This window comes from Mycobacterium sp. SMC-18 (genome assembly GCF_045310895.1).
Lineage (GTDB): Bacteria > Actinomycetota > Actinomycetes > Mycobacteriales > Mycobacteriaceae > Mycobacterium.
Window position 1 is genome coordinate 28,668 of record NZ_JBJIAL010000044.1, and the last position, 17,469, is coordinate 46,136.

Consider the following 17,469-nt stretch of genomic DNA (forward strand, 5'->3'; position numbering starts at 1 on the left):
ATTTGTGCGAGAGGACAGCGCCCTCACCACAGGCTCAACGCCACCCGCGACCCGAATCCCGTTCATCCTGAACCCACGGCGAACTTTCGCGAGTAGAGAGCGCCCTCGCCACAGAGTCAAAGGCGCCGACACGTCAACGCCGGCGACTGATCAACACCGGAGTCAACGCCTGAGTCAGGCGACGGCCTTCACGAACTCCGCGACCTCACCGACCGCACGACGGGCGTCGGGGTTGGAGAACGCGAAAGCCTGAAAGACGTGGACGGCGCGGTCGAAGATCTGCAGCCGCACCGGCACTCCCGCCGCCGCGAGGCGCTCGGCCAGCAGCTCCGAGTCGGGGCGCAGCGCCTCTTCCGAACCCACCTGCAGCAGGAACGGGCCGAGGCCGCGCAGGTCGGCATCGACCGGGGACGGGGTCGCTTCGCGCCCGCCGTTGCGCAGCAGGAAGACCTCATTGATCATCCGGAGGAAGTCGACCGGGAACATCGCGTCCGGAACACGGGCCGCGGCTTCGTATTTCGGCGTCATGTCGCTGTCGGTGGCAGCCGAGAGGAGCACGCACCCGGCGGGCGGCGCCATGCCGAGGTCGCGCACCGTCACGGCCGTCATCGCCGCGATGAAGCCGCCGGCCGAGTCACCGGCCAGGACGATGTTCTCGGGCTTCACGCCCTGCGCCAGCACGTGGCGGTAGGCGTCGACGCCGTCCTCGACCGCGTCCTCGACGAGGTTGCGCGGGCAGAGCCGGTAGCCCACGCTCAGGGCCCGCGCGCGGCTGTCCCGGGCGATGTGGCTCACCAGCGGCCGGTGGCTGTTGATGCCGAGCGCGATGAACGCCGAACCGTGGAAGTAGATGATGACGCGACCGTCGACCGGCGGGGTGGTCTCGTTCCAGACCCATTCCGCCGGGCAATTGGGCAGCTCGATCTTCTCGGTGCGCGATCCCCGCACCGCGGGCATCCAGTTCGTCACCCGCTCGGAACCGTCGTACGCGCGGCCCAGCAGGACCTGCGGGAATCGCGTGTTGATGGCCAGCATGAGCTTGGTCAGCAGGTACAGCAGAGGCTTCACGGCCCGCAGCAGGTAGGACTCGGCGACCGAGTGCCAGTTGGCCTTACCCATCCATTCCGGACCCGCGTAGGTGACGGGCTCGGGCACAGAGCTCTCGGTGGGATCGTCGATCCGTTCGGCACTGGTCATCGGGACTCCTTTTGCGACGTTGCAGTGCCAACACTAGATCAGCTAACCAAAACCGGCTCAGGCTCGACGTGCTGAGATCGAGTCAGCACGGCACGATAGGCAGGTGTCGGACCCCCACCATCGCATCCCGGCAGATGCCCTCGAGCGCATCGACACCCTGTTGTCCCGCGCCGAAGCCGACCTCGCGGCACGGTTTCCTGGGGTCGGCCCAGCCGCCCAGCCGATCCACACCGTCTATGTCAGCGCCGCCGACGCGACGCCCGATACTCCTGCACAGTGGGGGCAGGCGGCGCTCGAACTGCTGGACCGGCACCCGGAGGTCTTCGCCGAACTGGGCGACCCGACCACGGTGGCGTTGGTGCGCGACCAGCTCACCGCCGCTCCGATAGCCGACCTGCGGCTGGATTTCGAGGACGGCTACGGCCACCGCGGTGACGACGTGGAGGACGACGACGCAGCGCGGGCCGCGGTGACACTGCCCGCACTCGGGTTGAGCCACAGTGGGATTCGGATCAAGGGGCTGACCACCGCCGAGCGCCGTCGCGCCCTGCGCACCCTCGAATTGGTACTCGACGCCGGCGCCATCGACGGATTCGTCTTCACCGTGCCCAAACTGCGTGCGGCAGAACAGGTCACGGCGGCGGTCTGGCTGTGCGAGGCGTTGGAGGCCGCACACGGCCTGGCCGATCACGCACTGCGCTTCGAGCTGCAGATCGAGAGCCCGCAGGCGGTACTGGGCCCCGACGGCACGGCGACCCTCGCCCGCGCGATCCACCTGGCCGACGGTCGATGCAGCGGATTGCATTACGGTACCTACGATTACAGCGCCGCCTGCGGTATCGCGCCGCAGCATCAGGCACTCGATCACCCGGTGGCCGACCACGCCAAGTCGGTGATGCAGGCAGCCGCCGCGCAAACCGGCGTCTGGATCGCCGACGGCTCGACGCAGGTGGCCCCGATCGGCACCGAAGATCAAGTGGTGCAGGCGATCCGGCGCCATCACCGGCTCGTCACCCGGTCCCTCCAGCGCGGTTTCTACCAGGGTTGGGACATGCACCCCGGCCATCTCGTGACGCGCTGGCTGGCCACATTCACCTTCTTCCGTGCCGCCATGGCCGCCGCGGCGCCACGGCTGCAGGCCTACCTCGACCGCACCGGCGGTCCGATCGTCGACGAACCCGCGACCGCAGAGGCGTTGGCAGCCGTGGTGCTGCGTGGGCTGGACTGCGGCGCGTTCGGCGCCGACGACGTCCTTGACGGCGCGCCTGGTGCCACCATCGACGTACTACGAAACCTCAAGAACCGAAAGCTGTCATGACTGAATCACTGCCCGATTTCACCTGGTTGCCGGACCTCGCGCTGCGGAGCCTCGGCGGCGCGGTCATCTGGGCGAACGACGAAGTGTTCGCCGAGAAGGAGAACCTCATCTCCCCCGGCCCCTCGCAATATCGGCCGGCATCGTTCGGACACAAGGGCCAGATCTACGACGGGTGGGAGACCCGGCGACGCCGCGACGCCGGCCACGACACGGCCATCGTGCGGCTCGGGGTGCCGGGTGTCATCCGCGGCGTCGTCGTCGACACCGCATGGTTCAAGGGCAACTACCCGCCGGCCGTCTCGGTCGACGCCATCGAGGTCGACGGCTACCCCACAGCCGAACAACTGGCCGCGGACCCCGGCTGGGTTCCACTCATCGAGCGCTCGCGCGTGTATGGCGACACCCGCAACAATTTCGAGGTGTCCTCGGAACAGCGCTGGACGCATGTGCGGCTCAACATCTTTCCCGACGGCGGGGTGGCGCGACTCCGCGTGCACGGGGAAGGCCGCCCGGACAAGCGATTCCTCGGCGTCGGCCCCGTCGACCTGGCGGCGCTGGAGAACGGCGGTCTGGTGCTCGACGCCTCGAATCGCTTCTACAGCTCACCGCAGAATCTCATCTTCCCCGGACAACCACAGGTGATGGGCGACGGCTGGGAGACCGCCCGCCGTCGCGACGACGCCAACGACTGGGTACGCATCCGGCTGGCCGGACCGGGCTGGGTGCGGCTCGCCGAGATCGACACGTCGTACTTCATCGGCAACAGCCCCGGGGCCGCGGCGCTGACCGGATTGCGCGCCGACGGGCAGTGGATCGATCTGCTGCCCCGCACCGACCTGCTGCCCGACACGCGGCACCGTTTCCTCATCGACACCGCTGACGTGGTGTCCGAGGCACGACTGGACATCTACCCGGACGGCGGGCTGGCCCGGCTGCGGCTGTTCGGGGACCTCGCGTGAGTTACCCACGCGACCTGGTGGGCTATGGCCGCACCCCGCCGGACCCGCAGTGGCCGGGCGGCGCCGTCATCGCCGTGCAGTTCGTCCTCAATTACGAAGAGGGCGGCGAGAACAACGTGCTCGACGGGGATCCGGCGTCGGAGACCTTCCTGTCCGAGATGACGCCCGCCGAGGCGTTCCCCAACCGGCACATGAGCATGGAGTCGCTCTACGAGTACGGCTCGCGCGCCGGATTGTGGCGGATACTCAGGATTTTCGAGCGACGGGGTGTCCCGCTGACCATCTTCGCGGTGGCGCGGGCCTTGCAGCGCAACCCGGAGGCGCTGGCCGCGTTCGGTGAACTCGGGCACGAGATCGCCTGCCACGGCCTGCGGTGGAAGTCCTACCAGCTGACCGACCGCGACACCGAACGTGCACACATGGCCGAGGCGGTACGCATCCTGACCGAGCTCACCGGCGCCGCGCCGCTGGGCTGGTACACCGGCCGGGACTCACCGCACACGCGGGAGCTGGTGGTGCAGCACGGCGGGTTCGTGTACGACTCGGACTCCTACGCCGACGATCTGCCGTACTGGGTGCGGGTGGCCGAGACCGACCATCTGGTGGTGCCGTACACGCTCGACACCAACGACATGCGCTTCGCTTCTCCCGCAGGCTTTTCCAACGGCGAGGAGTTCTTCGCCCATCTGCGTGACGCGTTCGACGTCCTCTATGCCGAGGGTCTGGGCGGCAGCCCGAAGATGCTCTCGGTCGGGTTGCACTGCCGCCTGGTCGGTCGCCCGGCCCGCAGTGCGGCGCTGGAACGATTCCTCGACCACGTGCAGCGTCATGACCGGGTGTGGCTGGCCCGGCGCATCGACATCGCCGAGCATTGGCGCGCCGTGCACCCGGCCGGTTAGCCGTCGCGCCGCGCGGTGTACTGCTTGGCGGGCGGCGTCGCGAACTCGCCACGTTTGCCGGTGCGCAGACCCATCCGCACCAATGCCTGCACCGTCAACGTCGCCGCGCTCACCCCGTCGACCACCGGCACCCCGAGTTCTGCCGTGATGGCCGCGCACATCTCGGCCATGCCCGCGCACCCCAGGACGATGGCGTCGGAGCCGTCGGACTCCAACGCATCGCGGCATGCCTCGGTGATGACCTTGCGTGCCGTCGGGTCTGCCTCGAGGTCGAGCACCGGAATGTCGCAGGCATGGATACCCAGGCAGAACCGTTGCATCCCATAGCGTTCCGCCAGATCGGCGGCGCGGCCCATGGTGCGCGACAACGTCGTCACCACCGAGAAACCCCGGCCGAGGTGGCTGGCCGTCTGCATGGCGGCCTCGGCGATGCCGATGACGGGCCCGGCCGCGACCTCCCGCGCCGCGTCCAGTCCCGGATCGCCGAAGCACGCGATCACATATCCGTCGACCCCGGCCTGTTCGCCGCGCCGGATCGCCTCGAGCAGACCCGGCACGCTCATGGCCTCGTCGTAGTGGCTTTCGATCGAGGGCGGGCCGTAGTCGGACGTCACGGCGACGACATCGACGCCGGGACCGGCCACTGCCTGTGCGCAGCGGCCGATCCCAGCGGTCATCGATTCTGTGGTGTTGGGATTGATGACCCAGATCTGGCTCATCCCAAGGACTCCCGTGCGGTCACGCCACCGACTCGGCGACGAACCGGTCGCGGACGGCCAGTAACCGGTAGATACCGAGTGCGACGCCACAGCCGATGAACCAGCTGTACTGGGCCGCGGTGTGCATGCCGTACACACTGCCCGCCAGTAGTACCGGCAGTGCCGCGAGCACCGCGCCGGCCACGGTCGCGATGACCGCGACCTTGTTGTAGCCCTTGGTGTACCAGTACTTTCCGGACTCGGCCATGGTGAACAGGTCGTCGATGACCACCTTCTGCTTACGCACCAGGTAGAAGTCGGCGAGCAGCACACCGAACAGCGGTCCGATGAAGGCGCCCAGGGTCTCCAGCGTGTAGTGGATCACCTCCGGGTTGTTGTAGAGGTTCCACGGCGTGATCAGAACCGAGCCCACCGCGGCGATCATGCCGCCGGCGCGCCAGCTGATGCGCTGCGGGCTGACGTTGGAGAAGTCGAACGCCGGGCTGATGAAGTTGGCGACGATGTTGATGCCGATGGTGGCGATGGTGAAGGTCAACGCGCCCAGCACTATTGCGAAGGTGCTGTCGATGCGGGCCACGGTCTGCACGGGGTCGGTGAGCAGTTCGCCGAACACCGGCAGCGTCAGCGATGCGGTGACCACCACCAGCACGGAGAACACCAGGAAGTTGACCGGCAGCCCGAGGAAGTTGCCCTTCTTGACCGCGGCGAACGACTTGCCGTAGCGGGAGAAGTCGCCGAAGTTCAGCATCGGACCGGAGAAGTAGGACACCACCAGCGCGATGGCGCCGAGCATCACCGGAATCGAATCCAGGCCGGTGTACTTGACCTCGCCGAGGTTGAGATCGATTGCGCCCCAGCCGGCTTTGTAGATGAGGTAACCGCACAGGACGAACATGACGACGTAGACGGCGGGTCCGCAGAAGTCGATGAACCTGCGGATCGCCTCCATACCGCGCCAGAAGACGCAGGCCTGCAACACCCACAGCAGCAGGAAGCTGGCCCAGCCCAGCACCGGCAGACCGAGGAAGCCGTGGGTGGCGAGGTCGGCGTACGGGGCCAGTCCCGGAAACAGCTTGAGCAGCACGACATCCAGGGCGGCCGACGCCAGGTAGGTCTGGATGCCGTACCAGGCCACCGCGATCAGTCCACGGATGACGGCCGGGATGTTCGCCCCCAGCACACCGAATGCGGTACGACAGATCACCGGATACGGCACGCCGGCAACCTGGCTGGGCTTGGCGACCAGGTTGCACAGGAAGTAGACGAGGGTGATGCCGATCAGCAGTGCCACAAGCACCTGCCAACTGGCCAGGCCGAGGGCGAACAGGCTGCCCGCGGTCACATAGCCACCGACGCTGTGCACGTCGGACATCCAGAACGCGAAGATGTTGTACGAGCCCCAGCTCTGCTTGCCCAGCGGGGCCAGGTCCTCATTGGTCAGTCTGGGGTCGTAATCCGGTTTGATGACGCCGCCGCCGACGGGGTGGCCGGCGGCCTCGACGATGTCACCTGCGCCGATCACCGCGCCCGGTGGGGTCAGGTCCTTGGGAACGAGGGTGTCAGTCATGCTCGAAAACGCTAAAAAAGCAACGTTTCCCTGCTGTTTCCCCTGAGATATGCCGCAATTGCGGAAAAGATATATGTTCGCCGCTACGCCAGCAGCCCGGTGTCCGTGGGCAGTTTGGCGATCACCGCGTTGAGCCGGACGGCATGGTTTTCCGCGACGGCGATCAGGCGCTCGGCGTCACCGGCGACGAACGCGTCGACCATCGCGCAATGATCCGCATGCAGGTCCGCCCGGTCGTCACGGCTGACATGCAGCATCGACTGCACGGGTTCGGTGACATTCCACGCCGCCTCCAGCATGTGCAGCAGCCGATACATGCGCGACGGTCGGGTGAGCGCGGCATGCAGTTCCCGGCTCTGCCGGTGGTAAGCGCCCGCGTCATCGTCGCGAATCGCCTGCTGCAGCCTGACATTGACCGCGACCGCGGCCGCGCGGTCGGCATCGGTGGCGTTGGCCACGGCGACGCCCAGCGACGCCGACTCCAAAGCCTCACGCACGATGTACATTTCGCGGAGCTCCTGCGGCGTCAGCAGGGCCACGGTGTAACCGAAGTTGAGCCGGTGCTCCACCAGCCCCTCCCCGATGAGCGTCTTCAGCGCCTCCCGTACCGGAATCTGGCTGACGCCGAACACGTCCGCCACGTCGGCCAAGGGGATCGGCGTACCGGGCGGCACGCCGCCGTCGAGGACAGCACGGCGCAGTTCATTGAGCACCCCTTGCTGTGACGGCGCGGCCCGATCCGCCACCAGCTGTCCGAGCAGGACGGAACGCCGGTGGGGCCGCATATCCGCACAGTAGGTCGGCGTTGTTGCCGAACCGGTTTCGGTGACGTTTCGGCCTGGTTAGCGAATCACGTGTTAAGCACGGCGTGGGCGGCGTTGTAGCCCGGGATGAAGTTGACGGCCGGGCCGCCGTGGCAGCCGGCGCCGCCCAGGTAGACGCCTTCGACCGGCAGCTCCTGGTCGAGATACCCGCGCGGGCCGGGCCGGTTGGGCCCCATCTGCTCGGGGTGGATCAGGCCGTGGCAGTAGTCGCCGCCGGGAGCACCGAACATCCGGTCCATGTGCCGCGGCGTGAACGTCGTGTGCCGCAGGATGAGCTTCTCGAAGTTGGGTGCCACGCGGGTGATCTTGTCGATGACGCGTTGTCCCATCTCGCGTTTCATCGAGCCATAGTCACCGCCGCCTTCGACCGGGAACCACAGCGCGAACGCCGACGACGCGTGCTTGCCGGGCGGTGCCAGCTCGGGATCCAGCACCGACGGAATCTGCCAGGCGATGGACGGATCGGCCGGCACGATGCCCCGGCGGCTGTCCTCCCACTGCTGCTGCAATTCCTCGGGCGTACTGAAAAGACCGATGGTTCCCTGTAATTCGGGGTTGTTCAGGATTTCGTAGGGTTCGGCGAACTCCGGGGTGCCGTCGAGCGCGAAGTGCATCTGCAGGTAGCTGCCGCGGTGGTCGACGCGGGTGTAGCGGGACCGGACGTCGTCGGGCACGGCGGCGCCGAGCAGCCGGTCCACGGTCAATGACGGTGCGAGTGACGAAACCACCACGGGTGCAGCGATTTCGGTGCCGTCGTCCAGGCGTACGCCGGTGACCCGGCCGTCGGCGACCGTGATGGCCGCGACCGCACTGCGCAACCGGACCTCACCGCCATGAGCGACGAAAGTGTCCTCGAGGTGCTTGCCCAGTGCGCCGATGCCGCCCTTGAGCTTTCGCATCAACGACGCCCCATCGGTCGGGACGGCGAGGCCGAAGGCCAGCGCGGCGGCGCTGCCCGGGGTGGCGGGGCCGCGGTAGGTGGAGTTGCACGCCAGCACCGACAGCATGCCGCGGATGGCGCCGTGCTTGTCCTTGTCCGGCAGGTAGCGGTCGAGGACGTCGGTCACCGAGCCGAAGAGCATGTCGGTGATGGCCGACCGCTCGAATTCGTTTGTGGCGCAGGCATACATCTCGTCGTAGGTCTTGGGCGGCAGCCCGGCATCGAACCGGCCGAGGGCCCGCGCCGGCGCCATGCTCCAGGCCATCAGCCCGGCCATGCCGTTGACGGCTTCGGCGCCGTGCACCTCGTTCATGTGGGTGAGCAGCTTCATGGGGTCCGAGTAGAAGAGCAACGGCTCGTCGCCGATCCCCCGCATGTTGACCGACATGACTTCCTGCTCGACGCTCGGCACCTCGTCGAGGCCCAGCTCCTGACTCACCTTGAGCGCCGTCGGGAACTGCTCGGACCCGGCGATCTCGAACTTGAACCCGTCGAACAGTTCGACGGTGGAGGCCATGCCGCCGGAGTAGAGCTTGGCTTCCAGACACAGCGTGCGCAGGCCCGCCTTCTGCAGCATCACCGCCGAAGCCAGCCCGTTGTGCCCCGCTCCCACCACGATCGCGTCGAATTGCGCCATGTCCGCAGAGTCGCACTCGTACAAAGTTTTGGCAACAATGACAAAACTTGTCGGCGATGGTCAGACCGGCCCGGCCGCCAGCTGGTCGAGTGCCTGGTGGCACATGCGCGCCAGATCAGCCAGTGACCGTTCCGCGCCCGACATCCACACCTCCATCGCGCCGAACACCGCGGCAGCGATGGTCCGCGAGCTCACCGCGATGCGCAGCCGGTCATCGGACCTGCCACACCGCGCCAGGTGTTCGGCGATGGCTTCGGCGAAATCAGCCTCCACCTGCCGGATGTGGCTGACGATCCGGTCGGCGTCGAGTTCCTGTTCGCGCAACGCGGCGATCTTGGTGACGGCGCCAAAGTCGTACGGGAAGGCGAAGATCGCGGCCTGCACCGCCGCCAGCACCGGTTCGTCGGCGGGCCGTCCGGCCAGCGCGGTGCGGAACCAGTGCAGACCCGCGTCGTAGTCGGCGAACAGCAGCTCGTGCTTGGACGTGAAGTGCCGGTAGAACGTGCGCAGCGAAACACCTGCGTCGGCGGCGATCTCCTCGGCCGTGGTGCCCTCGACACCCTGCGCCAGGAAACGGACCAACGCCGCCTGTTGCAGCGCCTCGCGCGTGCGCTCACTACGTACGGTCTGCGGCGGCCGGGGCATCCCAGTACGGTACCGCAGAATGTTTTGTCATGATTGACAAAACATTCTGCGGCGAGCAGACTCCGCTGACATGGTCTCGCTCATCGTCCACGCGCTCCTCGGACTGATCACCATTGCGTTCATCGTCAAGCTCAATCCCGCGGTCTTCCGCAAGCCGGCCGACGGACCCGCGTTCTCGGCACTCGAGTCGGCGTACTACGTGATCGGCATCGCCTCGATAGCGCTGGGCTACTACTTCAACACCAAATTCGTCATGGATTACCAACCGCCGGGCGGCAATCCGATCACCGGGCCGGGCAGCTGGTCGGACTACATCCGCCTGATGTTCGTCAACCCCGCGGCGTCGTCGGCGGGCCAGGACTACACCATCATCAACGTCATCCTGCTACCGCTGTTCAGCATCGCCGACGGGCTGCGACGCGGCATCCGGCACCCCTGGCTGTTCTTCGTCAGCAGCCTGTTCACCAGTTGTGCTTTCGCGCTGGCGTTCTACTTCGCCGTCGTCGCCCGGCAGCAGCGGCACGAGCGCGCCGTCGACCACGTCAGGAGTTCTGCGACAATCCAGGGGTGACGCCACCGGGGATGGTCGCCCGCCTGCGGCCCTACGCCTCCACCATCTTCGCCGAGATGTCGGCGCTGGCCGCACGGGTCGGCGCCGTCAACCTCGGCCAGGGCTTTCCCGACGAGGACGGCCCGGCACCGATGCTGGCGGTGGCGCAGCAGGCCATCGCGGACGGCGTGAACCAGTACCCGCCCGGCCCGGGCATCCCCGCGCTGCGCCAGGCCATCGCGGCCCAGCGCACACGGCACTACGGCATCGACTACGACCCGGACACCGAGGTGCTCGTCACCGTCGGCGGCACCGAGGCCATCGCCGCGGCCGTGATCGGCCTGGTCGAGCCAGGATCCGACGTCCTGATCATCGCGCCGTTCTACGACTCCTACTCCCCGGTGATCGCCATGGCCGGCTGCCGGCGCGTCGTCGTTCCATTGGCACCCGACAACCACGGCTTCGCCATCGACATCGACCGGCTCCGTGCCGCCATCACGCCGCAGACCCGTGCGCTGATCCTCAACTCGCCGCAGAACCCGACCGGCATGGTCGCGAGCCACGACGAGCTGACGGCCATCGCCGCCCTCGCCATCGAGCATGACCTGCTGGTCATCACCGACGAGGTCTACGAGCAGCTGACGTTCGACGGTCATCAGCACCGGCCGCTCGCCGGGTACCCCGGCATGGCCGAGCGCACCGTCACCATCTCCAGCGCCGCCAAGATGTTCAACTGCACCGGCTGGAAGATCGGTTGGGCATGTGGGCCGGCTGACCTGATCGCCGGGGTGCGCGCCGCCAAGCAGTACCTGACGTACGTCGGTGGCGCGCCGTTCCAGCCGGCCGTCGCGCACGCGCTGGACCACGAGGACGCCTGGGTCGCGGCGCTACGAAAGTCCTACCGCGGCAAGCGGGATCGGTTGGCCGGCGCCCTGACCGACATCGGCTTCGACGTGCACGACAGCTTCGGCACCTACTTCCTGTGCGCCGATCCCCGCCCGCTGGGATATGACGACAGCACCGCGTTCTGCGCCGGGCTGCCCGAGCGGGTCGGCGTCGCCGCCATCCCGATGTCGGCGTTCCTCGATCCGGACTCCCCCGACTCGGCCGGCTGGAACCACCTGGTGCGGTTCGCCTTCTGCAAGCGCGACGACACCCTCGACGAGGCCATCAGCCGCCTCCGCACCCTGTGATTTGTGCACGAAAATCCGCGCCCACCGCGGAAAATCGTGCACAAATCGCTAGGAATCCTGCGTGAGCAGCCCGGTGTCGGTGGGCAGGGTCCCGATCGCGACGTCGACGCTGTCGTTGTGGCGCTGCGCGATTGCACTGAGCCGCTCGGTATCCCGCGCCAGGAAGGCCTCGAGCATCTCCTCGTGATCGCCGTTGAGCTTGGCCCGGTCGTCCGGCGTCACATGCATCATCGCCTGCACGGGTTCGATCATGTTCCAGGACATCTCGAGAATGTGCAGCAGCCGATGCATGCCGGACGGGCGCACCAGCGCCATGTGGAAGTTGCGGCTCTCCCGCTGGAACGCCGCGCCGTCGCCGTCCGTGATCGCCTGCGCCATCCGGTCATTGACTTCGATAGCGACGGCCCGCTCGTAGTCGGTGGCCTTCTCCGCGGCGATCGCCAGCGCCGCGCCCTCCAGCGCCGCACGCACGAGGTACATCTCGTGCAGCTCCTGCTTCGTCATCCGGGCGACGGCGTACCCCGAGTTGGGCCGGTGCGTCACCAGACCCTCGCTGATCAGCGTCTTGAGCGCCTCGCGCACGGGGATGTGGCTCACGCCGAACAGCTCGGCGACGTCGGTCAGCGGCACCGGGGTTCCGGGCGGCGCGTCACCACGCAGGATCACCCGGCGCAGCTCTGTCACCACGGTCTGCTGCGGCCCCCCATGCCGCACCACCACCAGCTTCTCCAACAGCGGAGAAGGTGGTCGGTCTGCCATACGAGCTCCCTATCGACAGAGTGTGGACTAGCCGTAGAGACGGGTCACGCGGGCCCGCAATCGGTCGACTGCAGCATCGAGCACCAGTTTGCGGGCACGGCGCAACAAGAACTCGGGAATCGGGGCGACGACGTCCACGATGATGTCGAACCGCACCCGCGTCCGGTCGCCCTCGCGAGTCAATTTGTACTCGGCATGCTGCCCGCGCTGCTGGAAGGTGTCGGCCGCGTCCCACACCATCCAGTCATCACCCCAGTGGTACTCCAGGAGCTCCTTGTCGGTGATGCCCATGATCTTGACGGTCGCTTTGACGTGGTGAGGACGACCGTCGGGATACCGATCCATTACCTGTAGTTCCCGGTGCAAGCTGCGCCATTGCGACGCCTCGTCCATGTCGGCCAGCGCATCCATGATGGCTTCGGGCGAGGCGTCGATCACCAGCTCTCGGGACGCCATAACTGCCATAAGGGCAAATTTAGTCCTCTCCACCGGCCTCGGGTAGAGAATGCGCCAGCTAACTTCGCAACTGTTACCAACCGACTTCGTCGATCGGGGTGGTCTGCTGCGGCGGGGCGCCGACCGGGCCCGACGGGGTCCGGGAGAAGCGGGGCGCCGGGGCGGCCTGATCGACACCGCCGACGGTGACGATCGTCGACCTCGCTCGGAGGTGGTCGCCGGCCGCGGCCTCGGTCCAACTGAGCACGGGCGTGACGCACGCGTCGGTCCCGGCGAACGTCTCGGACCACTGCGCGCGGGTCCGGCTCGCGAACCGGGCAGCAAAGATGTCGCGCATCTCGTCGTAGCGCGCGAGATCGAACTGATTGGGCACCTCGGCGGGGTCGAGGCCGAGCCCCACAAGTAGCTGGGCGAAGAACTGCGGCTCGATCGAACCGACCGCCATGTAGCCGCCGTCCGAAGTCTCGTACACGCGGTAGTACGGGGCGCCGCCGTCCAGCAGGAACGACTCACGCTGGTCCTTCATCACGCCGGTGGACTTCATGGTCCACATCATCTGGGCGAGCATGCTGACACCGTCGACCATCGCGGCGTCAACCACCTGGCCGCGGCCGGACTGTTCGCGTTCGTACAGCGCCGTCACGATGCCGATCAGCACCAGCATCGAGCCGCCGCCGAAGTCGGCGACCAGGTTCAGGGGTGCCACCGGCGGCCGGTCGCGGTAACCGATGGCCGACAGCGCGCCGGTCTGCGACAGGTAGTTGATGTCGTGACCCGCGGTCTGCGCGAGCGGCCCGTCCTGGCCCCAGCCGGTGATGCGGGCGAAGATCAGGCGCGGGTTGACGGCCTCGCACTCGGCCGGCCCGATACCGAGCCGCTCGCAGGTCCCGGGGCGGAAACAGTCAAGCAGCACATCGGCTTTCGCGGCCAGCGCGAGCAGCGCGGCCGGGTCGGACTTGACGTCCAGGTCGACGATCCGCTTGCCGCGGTGCAGCAGGTCGACGTTCTCGGCAGGCATGGTCAGCCCGCCGGGACGACGGACCCGCACCACGTCGGCGCCGAGGTCGGCCAGCATCATGGCGGTGTGCGGCCCGGGGCCGATCCCGCCGAGTTCGATCACCTTGACTCCGGCCAGTGGCCCCGCATTCGTCATCCCGCGACGTTAGCCCATGGGTCGACGAGGCTGAATCCCGGTGTGCGTCAGCTCTTCTTGTTCTTCGCCATGAACTTTTTCAGTCCCTCGGTGGCGGTCTCGGCGCCCCCGCTGACGCTGCGCTTGAGCAGGAAGCCGGGGATCGGCACCACCGGGTCGACGGTGATCTCGAACTTCACCTTGGTCTTGTTGCCGGCGGGGGTCAGCGTGTACTTGGCTTCCTGCTTCTTCAGCGACGACGACCTGATCAGCACCCAGCTGCCCGTCAGGTCGGTCCAGGTGTATTCGAGGATCTGGTCGTCGGCCATGCCGGCGGCCTTGATGGTCATCTTGGCCTGCTTCGGCCGGCCGTTCTCGTAGGTGTCCAGGACCTCGGCCTTGGTGTACTGCGGCGACCACACGGGTGTCTGCGCAAGATCTGCGATGACATCCATGATCTCTTCAGGGGTTGCCTCGATGGTCACTTCGTGCGACGCGCTGACTGCCATGGCGCGACCATAGACCACGGGACCACGCGCCGTGACCAGATGGTGCAACCAGCGGGACGACCGTCAGTGGATGTTCGACTGGATCTTCGTGGCGATGTCGGCGGCCGCCGTCACCGGCGCCTTGGGCGTGCATGCTTCGACATCGATGATCAGGTTCTCGACGCGCTGGAGAACGTGTTGGCACCAACGGGTTTCGGGCCCGGTGCCACGCGTGATGGGCATCGCCAGTTTGGTGTCGGTGCGCTCCAGGTCGCCCGACAGCCACTTCGGCAACGGCTTGTCGTTGAGCCGGATGTTGACATGGTGGTTGGTGCACTTGGCCCACCGCGCGGCCGACAGGTTGAAGAAGTTTCGGGCCGCGTCGGATGTCGGGTAGTAGACGACCGACTGCGCTGCCAGGTAGTCCCATTGGTCACTGTCAGGGACCTGCAACGTCTGCTGCCGCACGGCCTTCCAGTCCTGGCCGCTCTTGAGATCCTTGCCGTCCTTGGAGTAGATGACGGACTCGTCGATCTGCCAGACGCCGAGGCAGTTCAGGTTCGGCAGCAGGTTGCGGTGGTCGTCCATCCCGTCTTTCGGCGGACGGCCCACCATCCCGGTCGTGCCCATCGTCTTGTTCATCTCGTCCGGCGTCAGCAGCAGGCTGTCCATGCTGGACTCGGCAACGACGGACGGGGTCGCGGGTGTCGGCGTACCGGTCTTGCCACCGCAGGCGGCCAGCGCCAGGCACAGCACGGCGACGCCGAAGGCGTGTCGCTTCACGTATTCCTTATATACCGGCGCGCTCAGGCGTGGGTACCGGCCGCGGCGCACTCGCGCTGGACGGCCTCGGCGTTGGTGTTGACCTGGGTTGCCGTGTCGTCGAGGCTGCCGCCCGTCATGCCGATGCCCATCTTCACGAGCAGCTTGGCGGCGCCGTACGACCAGGACCGCATGGGGTCGGCGATTGCCGGGTTCAGGCCCGGGGTGTTCGCGGCATCCATCGCGACCGCCGAGGACTGCCGCAGAGTGGTCCGGCCGGCCACATTGCTCTGGTGGACGTAGGGGTCGTTGGCGTCGAGGCTGTCGGCGAAGCCCTCGTAGCCCGAGGCCGCACTGTCGAGCGCGGTCGCGAACTGCGAGCACGCGGCGACCGCGGCCGGGTCGGCGTTCGACGACGTCACGCCCGTCGACTGCACCCCGGCGCCGGCATCGATCGGGCCGACCGGCCCGGCTTCATCGTCGGCCGCAGCGGTGGGCAGGTACATCGCCCCTGCGCCGAAGACGGCAGCAGATGCGACAACCAGACGTACCCAGGTGCGTGAAGACTTCACCGTTTTCCTCCAAGTCATTCGGTGCGATTGCCGCGTCCACCGGACATGAGTCACCCGGCAATGACGGACGCTCGGCGTTCGACCCTCTCACGGTCAGACGTGTACATGGCCAGTTGGTTAACACAAGACGAACCGGCGATTTCCAATCTCCGTCGGTTGTATTTCACTACTGGACCAATGACCCAGATCACACTCGCCGAACTGGGCATTCAATAGCCGGCTACCACGACAAATGACTCCAGCAATACACGCATATTCCGGTGTTGCCCACTGGTTGATAACGCAAGGGCAAGTTTTTGCAGTCCGTTAACCGGCTCTTCGCAGTTGAGGGTGTAGAGGTCATCGGCGCGTCGTTGCCGGGATAGGGGTCGAGGTCTCTCGAAGATGAAGGTTCCTACACGCCTCATCCGAAAGACCTCGACGTGCCTGACGCTACCGGTCGGGCGGGCTTCGCCCGCGCTGACCTGACTACTTTCTGCCGCCTCGACGACCTCGGGTTGGAGGTGACCGGCCAGCAACTGCACCCCGATCGTGCGGTATTGGCATGCCGGGTCAGCGACGACGACTCGTGGTGCCGCCGCTGCGGCGAGCGAGGCGTCAGCCGCGACAGCGTGACACGCGAGCTTGCCCACGAACCATTCGGGTGGCGGCCCACCACCTTGCTGGTCACCCTCCGCCGCTACCGCTGCGCCGGCTGTGCCCATGTGTGGCGCCAAGACCTCGGCAACGCCGCCGAACCACGCGCCAAGCTGTCCCGGCGTGCGTTGCAGTGGGCCTTGAAAGCGATTGTCTGCCAACACCTGACCGTGGCTCGCGTCGCCGAAGCGCTGGCGGTGTCGTGGAACACCGCCAACAACGCCGTCCTGGCCGAAGGGCAGCGAGTGCTGATCGCCGATCCGGCCCGCTTCAACGGCGTGCGGGTGATCGGCGTCGATGAGCACGTGTGGCGGCACACCCGTCGCGGCGACAAGTACGTCACCGTGATCATCGACCTCACCCCGGTCCACGACCAGACCGGCCCTGCCCGGCTGCTCGACATGGTCGAAGGCCGCTCCAAGAAGGCGTTCGCCGACTGGCTGTCCGAGCGACCCCAGCCCTGGCGCGACGGTGTCGAAGTTGTTGCCATGGACGGCTTCTCCGGGTTCAAGACCGCCACCACCGAAGAACTTCCTGAGGCAGCCACGGTGATGGATCCCTTCCACGTGGTGAGGTTGTCCGGCAACGCTCTCGACGACTGCCGCCGCCGTATCCAGGTGGCCACGTGTGGGCACCGCGGCCGCAAGACCGACCCGCTCTATGCCTGCCGACGCACCCTGCACACCGGCGTCGATCTGCTCACCGACCGCCAGAAAGCCCGGCTGGCAGCCTTGTTCACCGGCGACATTCATGTGGAGGTCGAAGCGACCTGGCACATGTACCAACGCGCCGTGGCCGCCTACCGCGAACCCGACCGCACGAAAGGCCGAGCCATGATGGCGGCGCTGATCGACACGCTGAGCGCCGGCGTTCCCAAACCGCTGACCGAGCTGATCACCCTCGGACGCACACTGACCAAGCGGGCTGTCGATGTGCTGGCCTATTTCGACCGGCCCGGCACCAGCAACGGACCGACCGAAGCGATCAACGGCCGTCTCGAACACCTCCGTGGCTCCGCCCTGGGCTTTCGCAACCTCACCCACTACATCGCCCGATCCCTACTCGAAACCGGCGGATTCAGACCCCAACTACACCGTCAATCATGAAGAGCCCGTTAACCGTCTGGCAACCCAGCCAGTTGAACCGCCCCAGGTTTTCCGCCGCTGCTATACGGGTTGACGCTCTCGGTCGAGGGCGCTGTAGTGGGCGTGCTCGT

The 17,469-nt window shown here is 67.0% G+C and carries 18 protein-coding genes; 6 read left to right on the plus strand and 12 right to left on the minus strand.

The genetic code is table 11. The annotated features are described in order from the left end of the window. Positions 1–174: 174 nt before the first annotated feature. Positions 175–1,197, minus strand: coding sequence for an alpha/beta hydrolase (locus ACJH6J_RS25755; protein WP_406804741.1), 1,023 nt, complete (start codon positions 1,195–1,197; stop codon positions 175–177). A 103-nt stretch (positions 1,198–1,300) separates the two neighbouring features. Between ACJH6J_RS25755 and ACJH6J_RS25760 the strand changes: the two genes are divergently transcribed. From ACJH6J_RS25760 to puuE, 3 genes are read left to right on the plus strand one after another with little or no spacing between them, the layout of a single operon-like run. Then, entirely contained in the window at positions 1,301–2,515 is a 1,215-nt protein-coding gene (locus tag ACJH6J_RS25760; protein ID WP_406804742.1) for a DUF6986 family protein, read from the plus strand. Continuing rightward, entirely contained in the window at positions 2,512–3,474 is a 963-nt protein-coding gene (gene alc / locus ACJH6J_RS25765; protein ID WP_406804743.1) for an allantoicase, read from the plus strand. Before ACJH6J_RS25760 ends, alc begins: the two co-directional genes overlap by 4 nt. After that, on the plus strand, positions 3,471–4,373 hold the full coding sequence (gene puuE / locus ACJH6J_RS25770) for an allantoinase PuuE (RefSeq protein WP_406804744.1): 903 nt from the start codon (positions 3,471–3,473) through the stop codon (positions 4,371–4,373). The genes alc and puuE overlap by 4 nt, the downstream gene beginning before the upstream one ends. On the opposite strand, the gene ACJH6J_RS25775 is transcribed toward puuE, so the two are convergent. The 5 genes from ACJH6J_RS25775 to ACJH6J_RS25795 form a co-directional block, all read right to left on the minus strand. Further along, the gene (locus ACJH6J_RS25775; protein ID WP_064857828.1) at positions 4,370–5,092 is read right to left on the minus strand and encodes an aspartate/glutamate racemase family protein; all 723 of its coding nucleotides are present in this window, start codon (positions 5,090–5,092) and stop codon (positions 4,370–4,372) included. The two genes, puuE and ACJH6J_RS25775, sit on opposite strands and share 4 nt — an antisense overlap. 19 nt (positions 5,093–5,111) lie before the next feature. After that, positions 5,112–6,659: an NCS1 family nucleobase:cation symporter-1 gene (locus ACJH6J_RS25780; RefSeq protein WP_406776041.1), complete on the minus strand. Its 1,548-nt coding sequence runs from the start codon at positions 6,657–6,659 to the stop codon at positions 5,112–5,114. A gap of 83 nt (positions 6,660–6,742) precedes the next feature. Continuing rightward, complete coding sequence (locus ACJH6J_RS25785) at positions 6,743–7,444, minus strand: GntR family transcriptional regulator (protein ID WP_071286734.1); 702 nt, start codon at positions 7,442–7,444, stop codon at positions 6,743–6,745. A gap of 65 nt (positions 7,445–7,509) precedes the next feature. Continuing rightward, positions 7,510–9,060 carry an NAD(P)/FAD-dependent oxidoreductase gene (locus ACJH6J_RS25790; RefSeq protein ID WP_071286735.1) on the minus strand — a complete coding sequence of 517 codons (1,551 nt, stop codon included), beginning with the start codon at positions 9,058–9,060 and terminating at the stop codon, positions 7,510–7,512. Between the two features lie 60 nt (positions 9,061–9,120). Then, positions 9,121–9,705, minus strand: a complete 585-nt coding sequence (locus ACJH6J_RS25795) for a TetR/AcrR family transcriptional regulator (RefSeq protein WP_073697788.1) — start codon at positions 9,703–9,705, stop codon at positions 9,121–9,123. 70 nt (positions 9,706–9,775) lie between these two features. Between ACJH6J_RS25795 and ACJH6J_RS25800 the strand changes: the two genes are divergently transcribed. Beyond that, positions 9,776–10,276 carry a DUF2834 domain-containing protein gene (locus tag ACJH6J_RS25800; RefSeq protein WP_071286737.1) on the plus strand — a complete coding sequence of 167 codons (501 nt, stop codon included), beginning with the start codon at positions 9,776–9,778 and terminating at the stop codon, positions 10,274–10,276. 11 nt (positions 10,277–10,287) lie between these two features. Continuing rightward, positions 10,288–11,448: a pyridoxal phosphate-dependent aminotransferase gene (locus ACJH6J_RS25805; protein ID WP_406804748.1), complete on the plus strand. Its 1,161-nt coding sequence runs from the start codon at positions 10,288–10,290 to the stop codon at positions 11,446–11,448. 48 nt (positions 11,449–11,496) lie between these two features. Here ACJH6J_RS25805 and ACJH6J_RS25810 read toward each other — a convergent pair whose 3' ends face one another. From ACJH6J_RS25810 to ACJH6J_RS25835, 6 genes are all read right to left on the minus strand, one after another. Next, on the minus strand, positions 11,497–12,207 hold the full coding sequence (locus ACJH6J_RS25810) for a GntR family transcriptional regulator (RefSeq protein ID WP_406804745.1): 711 nt from the start codon (positions 12,205–12,207) through the stop codon (positions 11,497–11,499). 27 nt (positions 12,208–12,234) lie between these two features. Beyond that, on the minus strand, positions 12,235–12,672 hold the full coding sequence (locus ACJH6J_RS25815) for an SRPBCC family protein (protein WP_064857835.1): 438 nt from the start codon (positions 12,670–12,672) through the stop codon (positions 12,235–12,237). Positions 12,673–12,736: 64 nt separating this feature from the next. After that, positions 12,737–13,816 carry a CaiB/BaiF CoA-transferase family protein gene (locus ACJH6J_RS25820; RefSeq protein ID WP_226520599.1) on the minus strand — a complete coding sequence of 360 codons (1,080 nt, stop codon included), beginning with the start codon at positions 13,814–13,816 and terminating at the stop codon, positions 12,737–12,739. A 47-nt stretch (positions 13,817–13,863) separates the two neighbouring features. Further along, entirely contained in the window at positions 13,864–14,304 is a 441-nt protein-coding gene (locus ACJH6J_RS25825; RefSeq protein ID WP_406804746.1) for an SRPBCC family protein, read from the minus strand. A 63-nt stretch (positions 14,305–14,367) separates the two neighbouring features. After that, entirely contained in the window at positions 14,368–15,066 is a 699-nt protein-coding gene (locus tag ACJH6J_RS25830; protein ID WP_244872673.1) for a sensor domain-containing protein, read from the minus strand. Positions 15,067–15,089: 23 nt separating this feature from the next. After that, positions 15,090–15,617 carry a hypothetical protein gene (locus tag ACJH6J_RS25835; RefSeq protein WP_244872674.1) on the minus strand — a complete coding sequence of 176 codons (528 nt, stop codon included), beginning with the start codon at positions 15,615–15,617 and terminating at the stop codon, positions 15,090–15,092. 422 nt (positions 15,618–16,039) lie between these two features. Here ACJH6J_RS25835 and ACJH6J_RS25840 point away from each other — a divergent pair, with 422 nt between their 5' ends. Then, complete coding sequence (locus ACJH6J_RS25840) at positions 16,040–17,359, plus strand: ISL3 family transposase (protein ID WP_073698465.1); 1,320 nt, start codon at positions 16,040–16,042, stop codon at positions 17,357–17,359. Positions 17,360–17,469 lie beyond the last annotated feature (110 nt).

Coding starts and splice junctions, on each gene's coding strand:
- alc (WP_406804743.1), top strand. CDS start 2,512: ATGACTGAATCACTGCCCGATTTCACCTGGTTGCCGGACCTCGCGCTG.
- ACJH6J_RS25795 (WP_073697788.1), bottom strand. CDS start 9,705: ATGCCCCGGCCGCCGCAGACCGTACGTAGTGAGCGCACGCGCGAGGCG.
- ACJH6J_RS25800 (WP_071286737.1), top strand. CDS start 9,776: ATGGTCTCGCTCATCGTCCACGCGCTCCTCGGACTGATCACCATTGCG.
- ACJH6J_RS25815 (WP_064857835.1), bottom strand. CDS start 12,672: ATGGCAGTTATGGCGTCCCGAGAGCTGGTGATCGACGCCTCGCCCGAA.
- ACJH6J_RS25810 (WP_406804745.1), bottom strand. CDS start 12,207: ATGGCAGACCGACCACCTTCTCCGCTGTTGGAGAAGCTGGTGGTGGTG.
- ACJH6J_RS25790 (WP_071286735.1), bottom strand. CDS start 9,060: ATGGCGCAATTCGACGCGATCGTGGTGGGAGCGGGGCACAACGGGCTG.
- ACJH6J_RS25780 (WP_406776041.1), bottom strand. CDS start 6,659: ATGACTGACACCCTCGTTCCCAAGGACCTGACCCCACCGGGCGCGGTG.
- ACJH6J_RS25820 (WP_226520599.1), bottom strand. CDS start 13,816: ATGACGAATGCGGGGCCACTGGCCGGAGTCAAGGTGATCGAACTCGGC.
- ACJH6J_RS25775 (WP_064857828.1), bottom strand. CDS start 5,092: ATGAGCCAGATCTGGGTCATCAATCCCAACACCACAGAATCGATGACC.
- ACJH6J_RS25785 (WP_071286734.1), bottom strand. CDS start 7,444: ATGCGGCCCCACCGGCGTTCCGTCCTGCTCGGACAGCTGGTGGCGGAT.
- ACJH6J_RS25755 (WP_406804741.1), bottom strand. CDS start 1,197: ATGACCAGTGCCGAACGGATCGACGATCCCACCGAGAGCTCTGTGCCC.
- ACJH6J_RS25805 (WP_406804748.1), top strand. CDS start 10,288: ATGGTCGCCCGCCTGCGGCCCTACGCCTCCACCATCTTCGCCGAGATG.
- ACJH6J_RS25825 (WP_406804746.1), bottom strand. CDS start 14,304: ATGGCAGTCAGCGCGTCGCACGAAGTGACCATCGAGGCAACCCCTGAA.